Here is a 15,820-nt window from a genome sequence, read left to right as displayed (position 1 = left end):
AAAATCAGATCAGGGCGTCGGTGACGCCTTCAAGCGCTTCCCAAGCTGCCCTCACCGGAGCAAAGGAACGCCGATGAATGGGCGTCGGCCCAAGCCGTGCCAGCGCCTCGAGGTGCACCGGGGTCGGGTACCCCTTGTGCCCGCCAATGCCATAACCCGGGTAGATCAGCTCGAACGCGCTCATCTCTCGGTCGCGGGTCACCTTGGCCAGGATCGACGCCGCCGCAATGGCCGGCACCTGGCTATCCCCCTTGACTACCGGCGACGCCGGTACGGCCAGTTTCGGGCAGCGGTTACCGTCGATCAGGGCAAGCTTCGGTGTAATGTGCAAGCCTTCCACCGCTCGCTGCATCGCCAACATGGTGGCATGCAGGATGTTCAGGCGGTCGATTTCTTCGACCTCGGCGCGGGCGATGCAGAAGCTCAGGGCCTTTTCGCAGATTTCATCGAACAGCGCCTCGCGCCTGGCTTCGGTGAGTTTCTTCGAATCGTTCAGGCCGAGGATCGGGCGCGCCGGGTCGAGGATCACCGCTGCAGTCACCACCGCGCCGCACAGCGGGCCACGGCCCACTTCGTCGACACCGGCGACCAGGTCCTCGACCAGGTTGAAGTCCAGTCCAATTTGCATGTCAGCGGTCCTTGAGCAACGCCAGTACCGCCTCGGCAGCCTGGTTGGAGGCGTCACGGCGAAGGGTGCGGTGAATTTCGTCGAAACGTTCGGTCTGCTGGCTGCCATCGGCTACCAGAGGCGCCAGGGTGCTGGCCAGGGCTTCGCTGGTGGCGTCGTCCTGCAGCAGTTCGGGTACCAACGCCCGCTGGGCCAGCAGGTTCGGCAACGAAACGTAGGGGCTCTTTACCAGCCGTTTGAGAATCCAGTAGGTAAGAGGCGCCAGGCGATAGGCCACAACCATCGGCCGCTTGTACAGCAGCGCTTCGAGGGTGGCGGTACCCGAGGCGATCAACACCGCGTCACAGGCCGCCAGGGCCTGGTGCGACTGGCCATCGAGCAGGGTCAGCGGCAGCTCGCGCCCTTCAAGCATCTGCTCGACCTGGGCGCGCCGTGCGGCGTTGGCACAAGGCAGCACGAAACGCACGCCTGGCACCTGCTGGCGCAGCCGTTCGGCCGCATCCAGGAACAGCGCCCCCAGGCGCCCGACTTCGCCGCCACGACTACCCGGCATCAGCGCCACCACCGGCCCTTCACCCAGGCCAAGCGCGGCACGCGCCGCCGGGCGGTCGGCTTCGAGCGGGATGGTGTCGGCCAACGGGTGGCCGACGAAACGTACAGGCACGCCCTGCTCTTCATAGAACCGCGCCTCGAATGGCAACAGCGTCAGCATCAGGTCGCAGCCTTCGCGAATCTTCAGCACACGCTTCTGCCGCCAGGCCCAGACCGACGGGCTGACGTAGTGCACGGTCTTGATCCCGGCCTGACGCAGTTTCAGTTCGATGTTGAGGTTGAAGTCGGGGGCATCGATGCCGATGAACACGTCGGGCTTTTCGCCGATCAGGGTCTCGATCAGCAGCTTGCGGCGCTTGAGCAGCTCACGCAGGCGCCCCAGCACTTCAACCAGGCCCATGACGGCCAGGCGTTCCATGGGGAAATAGGATTGCAGGCCTTCGGCTTCCATCAAGGGGCCGCCAACGCCGATGAACCGAACGTCCGGGTGGCGCGCCTTGATGGCACGCATCAAGCCTGAACCCAGAATGTCGCCGCTGGCCTCACCTGCGACCAAGGCTACGCAAAGCTGGGCCATGTCAGCGCGTAATGCCGCGGGCGGAGTTCACGATCGACTGACGGAACAGCTCGACCTCAGGGTGTTGCGCGGCCAGTTCGGTCAGTTCCTTGAGCGCGTCTTCGACGGTCAGGCCCTGGCGATAGACAATCTTGTAGCAACGGCGCAGCACGTGAATGACCTCATCGCTGAAACCCCGACGGCGCATGCCTTCGAAGTTCATGCTGCGGGCCTCGGCCGGGCTGCCGAACACGGTGACGAAGGCCGGGACGTCCTTGCCGATAGCCGTGCCCATGCCGGAAAACGCATGGGCACCGATATGGCAGTACTGGTGCACCAGGGTATAACCGGACAGGATCGCCCAGTCACCCACATGCACATGGCCGGCCAGAGCGGTGTTGTTGACCAGGATGCAGTGGTTGCCGATGACGCTGTCGTGGCCGATGTGGGCATAGGCCATGATCAGGTTGTGGTCGCCCACAGTAGTTTCCGCACGGTCCTGAACGGTACCGCGGTGAATGGTCACCCCTTCGCGGAACACATTGTGGTCACCGATGACCAGACGCGTTGGCTCACCCTTGTACTTGAGGTCCGGGGTGTCTTCGCCGATCGAGGAAAACTGAAAGATACGGTTGTGCTTGCCGATGCGGGTAGGGCCTTTGAGCACAACATGCGGGCCGATAACGGTGCCCTCCCCGATCTCTACATCAGGGCCAACGATCGACCAAGGGCCGACCTCGACGCCATCGGCCAGTTTGGCCGAGGGATCGATAATGGCCCGAGGATCAATCGAATTCATAGGGAGCGTTCCGCGCAGGTGATTTCTGCCGAGCAAACCGGCTTGCCGTCGACCAGGGCGCGGCATTCGAACTTCCAGATCATGCTCTTGCGGCTGAGAAATTTGGCTTCCAGCACCAGCTGATCACCCGGCAGCACCGGCTGACGGAAGCGCAGTTTGTCGGAGCCGACAAAGTAGTACAGGGTGCCATCGGCCGGCTTGGCATCAAGCATCTTGAAGCCAAGGATGCCGGCCGCCTGGGCCATGGCTTCGATGATCAGAACGCCCGGCATGATCGGGTGCGCCGGGAAGTGGCCATTGAAGAACGGCTCGTTGATGCTGACATTCTTGTAGGCACGAATGCTCTGGGCCTCGTAGTCCAGATCCGTCACGCGGTCCACCAACAGGAACGGGTAACGGTGAGGCAGGTATTCGCGAATCTCGTTGATGTCCATCATTTCGGGGGGGAAGCCTGTAATAAGAATAGGGAGCGCAGGTGCTGACCACACGCTCCTTTTGCAGTCCAAAGAGGAGCCAGCTAGCGACTGTTCACTCTTGCTCAGGGAATGGTATCAGCCTTCTGATGTCGGCTGGCCACCTGAGGTCACGGTATCGACGCGTTTTTCCAGCTGCTGGAGACGCTTGGCCATGTCGTCCAGGTGCCGGATACGCGCGGCGCTCTTGCGCCATTCAGCCAGTGGCTGCATGGCAGTGCCGGAAGAATAGGCACCCGGTTCGGTGATCGAACGGGTCACCATGGTCATCCCGGACACGAAAACGTTATCACAGACATCGATATGACCCACCATGCCGACACCTCCGGCAATGGTGCAATGCTTGCCGATGCGCGTGCTGCCGGAAATTCCGACGCAGGCGGCCATGGCCGTGTGCTCACCGATCTGCACGTTGTGGGCGATCTGGATCTGGTTGTCGAGCTTGACCCCGTCAGCGATCCGCGTATCCGACAGCGCACCGCGATCGACCGCAGTGTTGACACCGATTTCCACGTCGTCGCCGATGGTCACGCCACCGATCTGAGCGATCTTGCGCCACACGCCCTTCTCGTTGGCAAAGCCGAAGCCTTCACCGCCGATCACCGCACCCGACTGGATGACCACACGCTTGCCGATGGTCACATCATGGTACAGGGTGACCCGTGGGGCCAGCCAGCCACCCTCACCGATCACGCAACGGGCACCGACCACGCAGTGTGCACCCACACTGACATTGGCCGCGATGCGCGCACCGCTTTCGATGACCGCGAACGGCCCGATGCTGGCACTGGCGTCCACCTGCGCGTCCTCCGCCACCACGGCGCTGGGATGAATACCCGCCACAGCCTTAGGTTTGGGATCGAACAGGTGGGAAATGCGCGCGTAGGCCAGGTACGGGTCGGCGACGATCAGCGCATTGCCGGCAAAGCCTTCGGCGTCCGCCGCCTTCAGCAGCACCGCAGCCGCCTGGCTGCTATCCAGGAATTTGCGGTACTGCGGATTGGCGAGGAAGCTCAACTGACCTGGGCCAGCCTCCTGCAAAGTGGCCAGCCCGGTAATCTGCAGCGCCTCGGGGCCCTTGAGGGTGGCGCCGAGGGCCTCGGCCAGCTGGCCTAGCGTCATGGTCACGGTCATATCAACGGGCTTGGTTCATGCGCTCGATGACTTGGCGGGTGATGTCGTACTGCGGTTTGACATCGATGACCGCGCCACGCTCGAGGACCAGGTCGTAACCGCCTTTCTTGATCACTTCCTCGACAGCGCCATCCAGCTTCGGCTTCAGTTGCTTGAGCATGTCGCGGTCGGCAACAGCCTTGGCTTCGTTCAGTTCCTTGGACTGGAACTGGAAGTCACGGGCTTTCTGCTTGAATTCGAGCTCAAGACGCTCACGCTCCTGCTGCTGCATCTTGTCGCCGCCCTTGATCAGACGGTCCTGAATGCCCTTGGCGCTGCTTTCCAGGCTTTTCAGCTTGGTCAGTTGCGGGCCGAACTTCTTCTCGGCATCCACGGCGTATTTCTTGGCCGCGTCAGATTCCAGCAGGGCCATCTGATAGTTCAGGACGGCAACCTTCATTTCGGCGAAAGCCGGGGTGGCGACCAGCGCCGCGGCCATTACGGCCAGTTGGGTCAACTTACGCACGATGCACTCCTGGATAAACCGTTGTCATTAAGCGAGGGCCGACCTCAGAAGGTCTGGCCCAGAGAGAATTGGAACACCTGGGTGTCGGCATCGTCCGGCTTCTTGACCGGCATTGCCAGGCTGAAGCTCAGCGGGCCCAGTGCGGTGATCCAGGTCACGCCCAGGCCGACCGAACTGGCCATGCCCGAGAAACCGACCTTCTCGCAATCAGGCTGGTTGCCGCAATTGGTGTCGAACACGTTACCCACGTCCCAGAACACGGAGGTGCGCAGCGAACGCTGGTCCTTGACGAACGGCAGCGGGAACAGCAGCTCGACACCGCCTTGTACCAGCACGTTGCCACCAAACGGCAACGGATCCTGGTCCGGGTCGGCGATGGTGCCTGGCTTGCCACCGTTGGCCTCGCCGCGGCTTGGGGTACTGCGTGGGCCCAGGCTGCTGTCCTTGAAGCCACGGACGGAGTTGAAGCCACCCGCGAAGTAGTTCTCGTAGAACGGCAGGCCCGAGGTGCTGCCATAACCGTCACCATAACCCAGCTCGGTATGCAGGCGCAGGGTGTAGTCGTTGGTGATCGGCTTGAACAGCTGGCCGCGGTAGTCGAGCTTGAAGAACGACAGATCGCTGCCCGGGATGGTGGATTCCAGGGTCAGGCTCTGCGAGTGACCGCGGGTTGCCAGCACGCCCTTGTTCAGGGTCGATTCCGACCAGCCGATCGAGGCCTTGAAGTTCAGGAAGTTGTCGCCTTCCTCTTCGAGGAAATCGAAGATCTCGTCAACGGTGTACTTGCCGGTCTTGATCTTGTCCTGCTGCACGCTCAGGCCGTAGGTAAGGCGCGAGGTCTCGCTGATCGGGTAGCCCAGGCTGACGCCCGCACCGTAGCTGTCCACCGCGTAGCTGGCCACATCGACGTCGAGGTCGTCGTAGTCGGTGCTGCGGTAGAAGGCGTTGTAGCCCAGGCTCACGCCATCGGCAGTGAAGTAGGGGTCAACGAAGCCGAAGTTGTAGCGGGTCTGGTATTCCGAACGGGTCAGGCCGATGGAAACCTTGTTACCAGTACCGAGGAAGTTGCTCTGGCTGATCGAACCACCGAGGATCAGGCCGGCGCTCTGGGCGAAACCGACGCTGGCGGTGATCGAGCCGGAGGCCTGCTCCTCGACGCTGTAGTTGACGTCGACCTGGTCGTCGGTGCCCGGCACCGGCGGGGTCTCGACGTTCACTTCCTTGAAGAAGCCCAGGCGTTCCAGACGGGTCTTGGACTGGTCGATCAGGTAGGTCGAGGCCCAGCCGCCTTCCATCTGGCGCATTTCGCGACGCAGCACTTCGTCTTCGGTCTTGGTGTTGCCGCGGTAGTTGATGCGGTTGACGTAGGCACGCTTGCCCGGATCGACCACGAACATGATGTCGACGGTGTGGTCTTCATCGTTCGGCTGCGGCACGCCGTTGACGTTGGCGAAGGTGTAGCCTTCGTTACCCAGGCGGCGGGTGATCAGCTCGGAGGTGCTGGTCATCACCTTGCGCGAGAACACCTGGCCAGGCTGCACCAGCAGCAGCGACTTGACCTGGTCTTCCGGCACCTTCAGGTCACCGGACAGCTTCACGTCACGGACGGTGTACTTCTCGCCTTCGTTGATGTTGACGGTGATGTAGACGTGTTTCTTGTCCGGCGTGATGGACACCTGGGTGGAGGCGATGTCCATGTTGATGTAGCCGCGGTCCAGGTAGTAGGAACGCAGGCGCTCCAGGTCACCGGAGAGCTTTTCGCGGGCGTACTTGTCGTCGTTCTTGAAGAACGACAGCCAGTTGGTGGTCTTCAGCTCGAACAGCTGCGCCAGGGTCTCATCGTCGAACACGTTGTTGCCAACGACGTTGATGTGCTGGATGGCGGCGACGGTGCCTTCGTTGATCTTGATCTTCAATGCCACGCGGTTGCGCGGCTGCGGCACCACCTCGGCGTCGACCTCGGCCGAGTAGCGGCCCTGGGCCACGTACTGGCGCTGCAACTCGTTACGCACGCCTTCGAGGGTGGCACGCTGGAAGATCTCGCCTTCGGCCAGGCCGGATTGCTTCAGGCCCTTCATCAGGTCTTCGGTGCTGATCGCCTTGTTGCCTTCGATCTCGATGCTCGACACCGACGGGCGCTCGACCACGTTGATGATCAGGACATTGCCATCGCGGTTCAGCTGAATGTCCTGGAAGAAACCGGTCTTGAACAGGGAACGGGTCGACTCCACCAGGCGGCGGTCGTCGGCCTGGTCGCCGACGTTCAGCGGCAAGGCACCGAAGACACTGCCGGCGGAAACCCGCTGCAGGCCGTTGACGCGGATATCGGAGATGGTGAAGGACTCGGCGTGAACTTCAGCGATCATCAGTGCGGACATGACCGCAGTTAGCAGCAGACGTTTCATGAAGTCCTTTTATTCCAACTGGCAATAAACAGCCCGCCGCGACAAAACGGCAGGTTTCGCAATTGAGCGAAGCTTTATAGTCGACCCAGATCGTTGATCAGGGCGAGCAACATCACCCCTATGACCAAACTGATACCGATCTGGACCCCCCAACCTTGCACCCGATCCGACAGCGGACGACCGCGCGCCCACTCGACCAGGTAAAACAGCAAATGCCCCCCATCCAGAACCGGGATGGGCAGCAGGTTAAGAACCCCCAGGCTTATGCTCAGATAGGCCAGGAAATTCAGGAAATCCCCCACGCCGGACTGGGCTGAAGCGCCCGCCACTTTAGCAATGGTTATCGGTCCACTCAAGTTTTTTACCGAGAGCTCTCCGAACAGCATTTTCTTCAGCGATTCAAGGGTCAGGACACTCATGTTCCAGGTGCGTGACAAGCCCTCGCCCACCGCATCCAGCGGGCCGTAGCTGACTTCGCGGAGCATGTTGGCGGGCCATTCGCCACCTTTTACCCCGGCGCCAAGATAGCCGCCGGCCGCCTTGCCCTCGCCCTTGCGAGCCAGGGTGACCGGGACCTCCAGCGCAGCACCATCGCGTTCGACACGCACCATGACCTTGGCCTGTGGACGAGCCCGCACGGCATCGACCACCTGCTGCCATTCGCTCACTGCCACGCCATCGAGGGCCAGCAGCTTGTCACCGGTTTTCAGGCCCGCAGCGGCAGCCGGCCCCTTCGGATCGATCTCGGCCAACACCGGCACGATTGCCGGGCGCCAAGGGTGCAGCCCCAGGGACTGGATCGGGTCCGGTTCGTCGGCGCCCTTGAGCCAGCTGTCCAGCTTCACCTGCAATTGGCGCTCGGCGCTGGCACCCTCTTCGCGCACGCCAACTTGCAGGGTGCCGCTCTCACCCAGGCGGCGAACCAGCTGAAGGTTGACCGCAGACCAACCATTGGTCGGCTTGCCGTCGATGGAGACGATTTCCTGACCTGCGGTCAGGCCTGCCGATGCTGCCAGGCTGCCAGCATCGACCGCACCGATCACCGGGCGGATCTGCTGGGTGCCCAGCATCGCCAGCACCCAGAAGAACAGGATGGCCAGCAGGAAATTGGCAACCGGGCCCGCCGCGACGATCGCGATGCGCTGGCGCACGGACTTGCGGTTGAACGATTGCTCGACGAGTGCAGGCGGCACATCGCCTTCACGCTCGTCGAGCATCTTGACGTAGCCACCCAACGGGATCGCCGCGATCACGAACTCGGTGCCGTGGCGGTCATGCCAGCGCAACAGTGGCGTGCCAAAGCCCACCGAGAAGCGCAGCACCTTGACACCGCAGCGGCGCGCCACCCAGAAGTGGCCGAATTCATGGAAAGTGACCAGTACACCCAAGGCTACGAGGGTGCCGATAATCATGTAGAGCGCTGTCATATCCATCTCCGAATGATGTTCAGCGGGCTGGCATCATGCCCAGCCCCCTCGCGAACCGTGGTGGGCCAGCATCAACGACCGTGACGCCTCAGCCACTCACGGGAAAGCTCCCGGGCACGCTGGTCGGCGGCGAACACCGCGTCCAGCGATGGCAGCGGTACGACGGGCTCCTGATCGAGCACCTGTTCGATCATACCCGCGATCTCCGGGAAGCGGATACGCCGCTGGAGAAATGCCTCGACCGCGACCTCGTTGGCCGCATTGAGCACGGCCGGTGCGCTGTTGCCGGCCTCGGCAGCCTGCCGCGCCAGGCGCAGGCAAGGGAAGCGCTGTTCGTCGGGCGCCTGGAAATCCAGACGGGCGATGGCGAACAGGTCCAGCGGAGCCACCCCGGAATCGATCCGCTCGGGCCAGGCCAGGGCGCTGGCAATGGGCGTGCGCATGTCCGGGTTACCCAGCTGCGCCAGCACCGAACCGTCCACGTAGTCCACCAGGGAGTGGATCACGCTCTGCGGGTGCACCACCACTTCGACCTTGGCCGGTGCGGCATCGAACAGCCAGCAGGCCTCGATCAGTTCCAGGCCCTTGTTCATCATGCTGGCCGAATCCACGGAAATCTTGCGCCCCATGGACCAGTTGGGGTGCGCGCAGGCCTGTTCCGGGGTAACGTCCAGCAGCGCCTCGACGGGGGTCTCGCGGAACGGGCCGCCAGAGGCGGTGAGCAGGATCCGGCGTACGCCGACGGCACTCAGGCCGCGCGCATAGTCGCCGGGCATGCACTGGAAGATCGCATTGTGCTCGCTGTCGATCGGCAGCAGCACGGCACCACTGCGCCGCACCGCTTCCATGAACAGCGCGCCGGACATCACCAGCGCCTCCTTGTTGGCCAGCAACACCTTCTTGCCCGCCTCGACCGCCGCCAGGGTCGGGCGCAGGCCGGCGGCGCCGACGATGGCCGCCATCACCGCGTCCACTTCCGACGCAGAAGCCACCTGGCACAACCCGGCCTCGCCTTCCAGCACCTCGGTGGCGCAACCCGCCGCAGCCAGGCTCTGGCGCAGTCGGGTGGCCGCCTCGGCGCTCGGTACCACGGCGAACGCCGGGCGATGGCGCACGCACAGGGCCTGCAACTCGTCGATACGCGAATAGCCACTCAGGGCGAACACCTGATAGCGGTCAGGATGGCGGGCGATGACGTCCAGCGTGCTCAGGCCAATGGAACCGGTGGCCCCGAGCACGGTAATACGCTGCGCACGACTCACATCACACCCCATTCGGCAGCCCACAGCAGCACGGCGAAAATCGGGATCGCCGCAGTCAGGCTGTCGATGCGGTCGAGCACCCCACCATGGCCAGGCAACAGGTTGCTGCTGTCCTTGATGCCGGAACGGCGCTTGAACATGCTTTCGGTCAGGTCACCGACCACCGAAGACATGACCACCAGCGCGGCACTCAGCAGGCCCAGGAGGATCTGGCCGAAGCCCCAGTCGCGACTGATGCCGACCACCAGGGTAATCACCAGGCTGACCGCCAGGCCGCCATACACGCCTTCCCAGCTCTTGCCCGGGCTGACCTGAGGCGCCAGCTTGCGCTTGCCGAAGGCACGGCCAGAGAAGTACGCGCCAATATCGGCAGCCCACACCAGCACCATGACCGACAGGATCAACCAGTTACCCAACGGCCAGTGCTTTAGCAGCACCAGCCCCTGCCAGGCCGGCAGCAAGACCAGCAGGCCGATCAGCAACCGGCAGGCGGCACTGGCCCACAGCTCGCTGCTGCGCGGATAGGTAAGCACCAGCCAAGTGGCCAACCCCCACCAGATCACCGCGGCGCCCAGCACCCAGGGCGCCAGCTCCGGAAGGATGTACAGCAGCATCAGCGCTCCGGCGACGACCACGGCATAGGCGATGCGCAGCGGCTGGGCCATGAGCCCGGCCAGACGCGCCCACTCCCAGGCGCCGAGGGTCACCACGAAGCCGATGAACAGGGCGAAATCCCCACCGTTTAGCAGGAAGAAGCCACCCAGCGCGATCGGCAGCAGGATCAGCGCGGTAATGATGCGTTGTTTAAGCATTAAGCACGAGCTCCAGCCTCGACCTGCTCGCTGGTCTTACCGAAGCGGCGCTGGCGCGAAGCGAAATCGGCCAGGGCGTTGCGCATGGCCTCGTGTTTGAAGTCCGGCCAGTACAGGTCGGAGAAATACAGCTCGGCGTAGGCCAGCTGCCACAACAGGAAGTTGCTGATGCGGTGCTCGCCACCGGTGCGGATACACAGGTCCGGCAGCGGCAGCTCGCCGGTTGCCAGGCAGGTCTGCAGCAGGCCCGGAGTGATATCTTCCGGGCGCAGGTGCCCGGCTTGCACTTCCCGCGCCAGCCGCTGGGCGGCTTGGGCGATGTCCCACTGGCCACCGTAGTTGGCCGCGATCTGCAGGATGAAACGGTTGTTGCCGGCGGTCAGCGCCTCGGCTTCGCGCATGGCGGCCTGCAGCTCGGGATGGAAACGCGAACGGTCACCGATGATACGCAGGCTGATGTTGTTCTCGTTGAGGCGCTTGGCCTCGCGCCGCAGGACCGAGAAGAACAGCTCCATCAGCGCACCGACCTCTTCGGCGGGACGCTGCCAGTTCTCGCTGGAGAAAGCGAACAGGGTCAGTACCTCGACCCCGGACTCGGCACAGACTTCGATGACCGCGCGAACGGCGTCGACACCCGCCTTGTGCCCGGCAACGCCGGGCAACAGGCGTTTTTTCGCCCAGCGGTTGTTGCCATCCATGATGATCGCGACATGACGCGGCACCGAGGACGGCGCCGCTGGCTTGGTCTTTTCCATTAAAAAACCCCGGCCTTAGACGGCCATCAGGTCCTTTTCCTTGGCTTTGAAGGCGGCATCGACCTCGGCAACATACTTGTCGGTCAGCTTCTGGATTTCGTCAGCGGCGCGACGCTCTTCGTCTTCGCTGATTTCCTTGTCCTTGGTCAGCTTCTTCAAGTCGGCCAGGGCGTCACGGCGCACGTTGCGCACGGCCACCTTGGCATCCTCGGCAACGCCGCTGGCCTGTTTGGTGTAGCCCTTGCGGGTTTCCTCGGTCAGGGCCGGCATCGGCACACGGATGGTGGTACCGGCGCTGGACGGGTTCAGGCCCAGGTCGGAGGTGAGAATGGCCTTCTCGATGGCGGCGCTGAGGTTCTTGTCGTGAGCGACGATCTTCAGGGTGCGGGCATCTTCGACGGTGATCGCGGCCACCTGGTTAAGCGGCATCTCGCTGCCCCAGGCCGTGACCTTGACGCTGTCCAGGATGCTCGGGTGGGCGCGACCGGTGCGGATTGCCGCCAGGTTGCGAGCCAGGGCCTCGAGGGACTTGGTCATGCGCTCCTGCGCGTCTTTCTTGATGTCGTTGATCATGCTTGGCCTTCCTCGATCAGAGTGCCTTCAGCGCCACCCACCACGATGTTCAGCAGGGCGCCAGGCTTGTTCATGTTGAATACCCGCAATGGCATCTTGTGGTCACGGCACAGGCAGATTGCGGTCAGGTCCATCACGCCCAGCTTGCGATCCAGGACCTCGTCGTAGGTCAGGTGATCGAACTTCTCGGCATGTGGGTCCTTGAATGGATCGGCAGTGTACACACCATCGACCTTGGTCGCTTTCAGCACCACGTCGGCATCGATTTCGATGGCGCGCAGGCAGGCCGCGGAGTCGGTGGTGAAGAACGGGTTGCCGGTACCGGCGGAGAAAATTACCACATCCCCGGAGTTGAGGTGACGAATAGCTTTGCGACGATCGTAATGATCGGTGACACCGACCATGGAAATGGCCGACATGACCAGGGCCGGGATGTTCGAGCGCTCGAGCGCGTCGCGCATGGCCAGGGCGTTCATCACGGTGGCCAGCATGCCCATGTGGTCACCAGTGACACGGTCCATGCCGGCTGCGCTGAGCGCGGCGCCGCGGAACAGGTTACCACCGCCGATCACCAGGCCGACCTGGACACCGATCCCTACCAGCTGGCCAACTTCGAGGGCCATGCGATCCAGCACTTTCGGGTCGATCCCGAAGTCTTCCGAGCCCATCAGGGCCTCGCCGCTAAGTTTGAGCAAAATGCGTTTATAGCGAGGTTGGCGACCACTCACCTGCTGAGCCATTGCGAGTCTCTCCTGCGGCGTACTTTTAGAAAATTCGTGCGGGCTGTTTGCAGCCAGCTAACTGTAGCGTGGCACCGCTTCGGTGCCAGCGGCGATGGGCCTTATAAACCCTTCGCCGTTTTGACAAAGAGGCTGCGCGCGTGAGCGGGCAGCCTCTTTGGGGCGACAGACGGGGCTGTCTTACTGCTTGGCAGCAGCGACCTGAGCGGCAACTTCAGCAGCGAAGTCGTCGACTGGCTTCTCGATGCCTTCGCCTACCTTGAAGTAGGTGAAGGAAACGATTTCAGCACCGGCTTTCTTGGCCAGCTCGCCAACCTTGACTTCCGGGTTCATGACGAAGGCTTGCTCGACCAGCGAGGCTTCGGCCAGGAACTTCGAGATACGACCTTTGATCATGTTCTCGACGATGTTTTCCGGCTTGCCGGCGATCTTGTCAGCGTTCAGCTGCAGGAAGACGCCCTTCTCGCGCTCGATGGCTTCGGCCGATACTTCCGACGGCAGCAGGAACTCTGGGTTCGAAGCTGCAACGTGCATGGCGATGTTCTTGGCCAGATCGACGTCGCCACCTTTCAGGACAACGGCAGCGCCGATCTTGTTGCCGTGCAGGTAGGCACCGACAACGTCACCTTCAACGCGCACCAGGCGACGGATGTTGACGTTCTCGCCGCACTTGGCAACCAGGGCTTCACGAGCAGCTTCGCGCGAGGCGATCAGCGGAGCGGCGTCGGTCAGCTTCTGGGCGAAAGCTTCTTCGATGCTTTCGGCAACGAAGCTCTTGAAGTCATCTTGCAGGGCCAGGAAGTCGGTCTGCGAGTTCACTTCCAGCAGGACGGCGGATTTACCGTCGGTCTTGACCGCGATAGCGCCTTCAGCAGCGACGTTGCCAGCCTTTTTGGCGGCCTTGATGGCGCCCGAGGCACGCATGTCGTCAATGGCTTTTTCGATGTCGCCGTCGGCCTTTTCCAGAGCCTTCTTGCAATCCATCATGCCTTCGCCGGTACGCTCGCGCAGTTCTTTGACCAGCGCTGCAGTAATTGCTGCCATTTCAAAATCCTCTTGGAAAGTTTTTCAACCATTCCACCCGTTCGTCACGGGCGTTCAATTCTGCGAATCCGCTGTGTTTATCTCAGCTAGCCCATGATGCGGGGGCGATGCTGACAGCAGGATTTCAAGGTGGCAAAAAGGGGGCAGAGCCCCCTTTTTGCGTGCCAAGTCGACGCTAGCGTCTAATTACTCGGCAGCAGGTGCAGCCGCTTCTTCAGCGTAAACTTCGGTGCCGCCGGCAACGTTGTTGCGGCCGCGGATGACTGCGTCAGCCATCGAAGTCATGTACAGCTCGATAGCGCGGATGGCGTCATCGTTACCTGGGATGATGTAGTCAACACCTTCCGGGCTGCTGTTGGTATCGACAACGCCGATAACCGGGATGCCCAGCTTGTTGGCTTCGGTGATCGCGATGCGCTCGTGATCAACGTCGATAACGAACAGAGCGTCTGGCAGACCACCCATGTCCTTGATGCCGCCCAGGCTGCGATCCAGCTTTTCCAGGTCGCGGGAGCGCATCAGAGCTTCTTTCTTGGTCAGCTTGGCGAAAGTGCCGTCTTCGGCCTGGGTTTCCAGGTCGCGCAGACGCTTGATCGAAGCGCGGATGGTCTTGTAGTTGGTCAGCATGCCGCCCAACCAACGGTGGTCAACGTACGGCGAACCGCAACGAGCAGCTTGCTCGGCGACGATCTTGCCGGCGGAACGCTTGGTGCCGACGAACAGGATCTTGTTCTTGCCCTGGGCCAGGCGTTCTACGAACGACAGAGCGTCGTTGAACATTGGCAGGGTTTTTTCCAGGTTGACGATATGGATCTTGTTACGCGCGCCGAAAATGTACTTGCCCATTTTCGGGTTCCAGTAACGGGTCTGGTGGCCGAAGTGCACACCGGCCTTCAGCATATCGCGCATGTTGACTTGGGACATGATAGTTCCTTGATAAGTCGGGTTGGGCCTCCACGTATCCCAATGACCAACCCGCGAATTCTGCAACTCGGGGCACCCAGGTCATCGTGTCGACACGTGTGTGGGTTAATGCTGACGGGGTCATCCCCGAAAGCGGCGCATTTTATACCACAGACCGCGGCCGAACGGAACCCGGATACCATTGCGTCCGTCAGCGGCTTTTGCAGCACCCCGCCAAACAGGCGAGAATGCTTTCCATAGATGACAGCTTCAACAAGGGTAACCGATTCGTGTGGGCGCGGGCTTGCCGGCGATGGACTGCGCAGCAGCCCCAATTCTCCATCCGCATGCCGACCGATCGGCGCCCTGCTCTGCTAGAATCCGGCCTTTCCCGTTTGTTCGCGCCGTGCACGGCGCCGTAGAGAGCCTGTAATGACCGTCACCATCAAGACTGCAGAAGACATCGAGAAGATGCGCATCGCCGGCCGCCTGGCCGCCGAGGTGCTGGAAATGATCGAGGAACACGTCAAGCCCGGTGTCACCACCGAAGAGCTGGACCGCCTGTGCCACGACTATATCGTCAACGTCCAGCAGGCCATCCCGGCACCGCTCAACTACAAGGGCTACCCGAAGTCGATCTGCACCTCGATCAACCATGTGGTCTGCCACGGCATCCCCAACGACAAGCCGCTCAAGGATGGTGACACGCTGAACATCGACGTCACCGTGATCAAGGACGGCTACCACGGCGACACCAGCCGCATGTTCCATGTCGGCACCGTGCCGGTATGGGCCGAGCGCCTGTCCAAGGTCACCCAGGAATGCATGTACAAGGCCATCGAACTGGTCAAGCCAGGCTGCCGCCTGGGCGACATCGGCGAAGTGATCCAGAAGCACGCTGAAAAGAACGGCTTCTCGGTGGTGCGCGAGTTCTGCGGCCATGGCATCGGCAAGGTGTTCCACGAAGAGCCGCAGATTCTGCACTACGGCCGCGCCGGCACCGGCATGGAGCTGAAGGAAGGCATGACCTTCACCATCGAGCCGATGATCAACCAGGGCAAGGCCGACACCAAGGTGCTGGGCGACGGCTGGACCGCCATCACCAAGGACCGCAAGCTCTCGGCCCAGTGGGAGCACACCCTGGTGGTGACTGCGACCGGCTACGAGATCTTCACCCTGCGCAAGGACGACACCATCCCGCGCACCTCGGCCTGACCGCACTCCCACAGGCCACCCCCACGACAGGAACGTG

At 62.3% G+C, this 15,820-nt stretch carries 16 protein-coding genes; 1 reads left to right on the top strand and 15 read right to left on the bottom strand.

Annotated features, from left to right (window positions below; genetic code table 11):
* Positions 1 to 4: 4 nt before the first annotated feature.
* The 15 genes from rnhB to rpsB form a co-directional block, all read right to left on the bottom strand.
* On the bottom strand, positions 5 to 628 hold the full coding sequence (gene rnhB, locus R9B85_RS18385; protein ID WP_112251059.1) for a ribonuclease HII: 624 nt from the start codon (positions 626 to 628) through the stop codon (positions 5 to 7).
* A gap of 1 nt (position 629) precedes the next feature.
* Positions 630 to 1,757, bottom strand: coding sequence for a lipid-A-disaccharide synthase (lpxB, locus tag R9B85_RS18380; RefSeq protein WP_207877132.1), 1,128 nt, complete (start codon positions 1,755 to 1,757; stop codon positions 630 to 632).
* A 1-nt stretch (position 1,758) separates the two neighbouring features.
* Positions 1,759 to 2,535 carry an acyl-ACP--UDP-N-acetylglucosamine O-acyltransferase gene (gene lpxA / locus R9B85_RS18375; protein ID WP_112251055.1) on the bottom strand — a complete coding sequence of 259 codons (777 nt, stop codon included), beginning with the start codon at positions 2,533 to 2,535 and terminating at the stop codon, positions 1,759 to 1,761.
* Positions 2,532 to 2,972 (bottom strand): 3-hydroxyacyl-ACP dehydratase FabZ, encoded by a 441-nt coding sequence (gene fabZ, locus R9B85_RS18370; protein WP_028634990.1) that lies wholly within the window; start codon positions 2,970 to 2,972, stop codon positions 2,532 to 2,534. The genes lpxA and fabZ overlap by 4 nt, the downstream gene beginning before the upstream one ends.
* Before the next feature lie 114 nt (positions 2,973 to 3,086).
* Positions 3,087 to 4,142: a UDP-3-O-(3-hydroxymyristoyl)glucosamine N-acyltransferase gene (gene lpxD / locus R9B85_RS18365; protein ID WP_013971258.1), complete on the bottom strand. Its 1,056-nt coding sequence runs from the start codon at positions 4,140 to 4,142 to the stop codon at positions 3,087 to 3,089.
* A gap of 1 nt (position 4,143) precedes the next feature.
* Positions 4,144 to 4,647: an OmpH family outer membrane protein gene (locus R9B85_RS18360; protein ID WP_112251053.1), complete on the bottom strand. Its 504-nt coding sequence runs from the start codon at positions 4,645 to 4,647 to the stop codon at positions 4,144 to 4,146.
* Positions 4,648 to 4,691: 44 nt separating this feature from the next.
* Positions 4,692 to 7,052, bottom strand: a complete 2,361-nt coding sequence (bamA, locus tag R9B85_RS18355) for an outer membrane protein assembly factor BamA (protein ID WP_112251051.1) — start codon at positions 7,050 to 7,052, stop codon at positions 4,692 to 4,694.
* A gap of 74 nt (positions 7,053 to 7,126) precedes the next feature.
* Positions 7,127 to 8,479, bottom strand: coding sequence for an RIP metalloprotease RseP (gene rseP, locus R9B85_RS18350; protein ID WP_112251049.1), 1,353 nt, complete (start codon positions 8,477 to 8,479; stop codon positions 7,127 to 7,129).
* 71 nt (positions 8,480 to 8,550) lie between these two features.
* The gene (gene ispC, locus R9B85_RS18345; protein ID WP_112251047.1) at positions 8,551 to 9,741 is read right to left on the bottom strand and encodes a 1-deoxy-D-xylulose-5-phosphate reductoisomerase; all 1,191 of its coding nucleotides are present in this window, start codon (positions 9,739 to 9,741) and stop codon (positions 8,551 to 8,553) included.
* Positions 9,738 to 10,553 carry a phosphatidate cytidylyltransferase gene (locus R9B85_RS18340; RefSeq protein ID WP_013971253.1) on the bottom strand — a complete coding sequence of 272 codons (816 nt, stop codon included), beginning with the start codon at positions 10,551 to 10,553 and terminating at the stop codon, positions 9,738 to 9,740. Before R9B85_RS18340 ends, ispC begins: the two co-directional genes overlap by 4 nt.
* On the bottom strand, positions 10,553 to 11,308 hold the full coding sequence (uppS, locus tag R9B85_RS18335; RefSeq protein WP_423770424.1) for a polyprenyl diphosphate synthase: 756 nt from the start codon (positions 11,306 to 11,308) through the stop codon (positions 10,553 to 10,555). Before uppS ends, R9B85_RS18340 begins: the two co-directional genes overlap by 1 nt.
* 15 nt (positions 11,309 to 11,323) lie before the next feature.
* Positions 11,324 to 11,881 carry a ribosome recycling factor gene (frr, locus tag R9B85_RS18330; RefSeq protein ID WP_013971251.1) on the bottom strand — a complete coding sequence of 186 codons (558 nt, stop codon included), beginning with the start codon at positions 11,879 to 11,881 and terminating at the stop codon, positions 11,324 to 11,326.
* Positions 11,878 to 12,621: a UMP kinase gene (pyrH, locus tag R9B85_RS18325; protein WP_056796398.1), complete on the bottom strand. Its 744-nt coding sequence runs from the start codon at positions 12,619 to 12,621 to the stop codon at positions 11,878 to 11,880. Before pyrH ends, frr begins: the two co-directional genes overlap by 4 nt.
* 180 nt (positions 12,622 to 12,801) lie before the next feature.
* On the bottom strand, positions 12,802 to 13,665 hold the full coding sequence (tsf, locus tag R9B85_RS18320) for a translation elongation factor Ts (RefSeq protein ID WP_207877134.1): 864 nt from the start codon (positions 13,663 to 13,665) through the stop codon (positions 12,802 to 12,804).
* Between the two features lie 186 nt (positions 13,666 to 13,851).
* The gene (rpsB, locus tag R9B85_RS18315; protein WP_003252287.1) at positions 13,852 to 14,589 is read right to left on the bottom strand and encodes a 30S ribosomal protein S2; all 738 of its coding nucleotides are present in this window, start codon (positions 14,587 to 14,589) and stop codon (positions 13,852 to 13,854) included.
* Between the two features lie 411 nt (positions 14,590 to 15,000).
* Here rpsB and map point away from each other — a divergent pair, with 411 nt between their 5' ends.
* Positions 15,001 to 15,783 (top strand): type I methionyl aminopeptidase, encoded by a 783-nt coding sequence (gene map / locus R9B85_RS18310; protein ID WP_004375406.1) that lies wholly within the window; start codon positions 15,001 to 15,003, stop codon positions 15,781 to 15,783.
* The last annotated feature ends 37 nt before the right edge of the window (positions 15,784 to 15,820 follow it).

This window comes from Pseudomonas sp. NLJ1 (assembly GCF_049486705.1).
GTDB lineage: Bacteria > Pseudomonadota > Gammaproteobacteria > Pseudomonadales > Pseudomonadaceae > Aquipseudomonas > Aquipseudomonas inefficax.
This window is presented reverse-complemented; position numbering and strand designations above follow the sequence as displayed.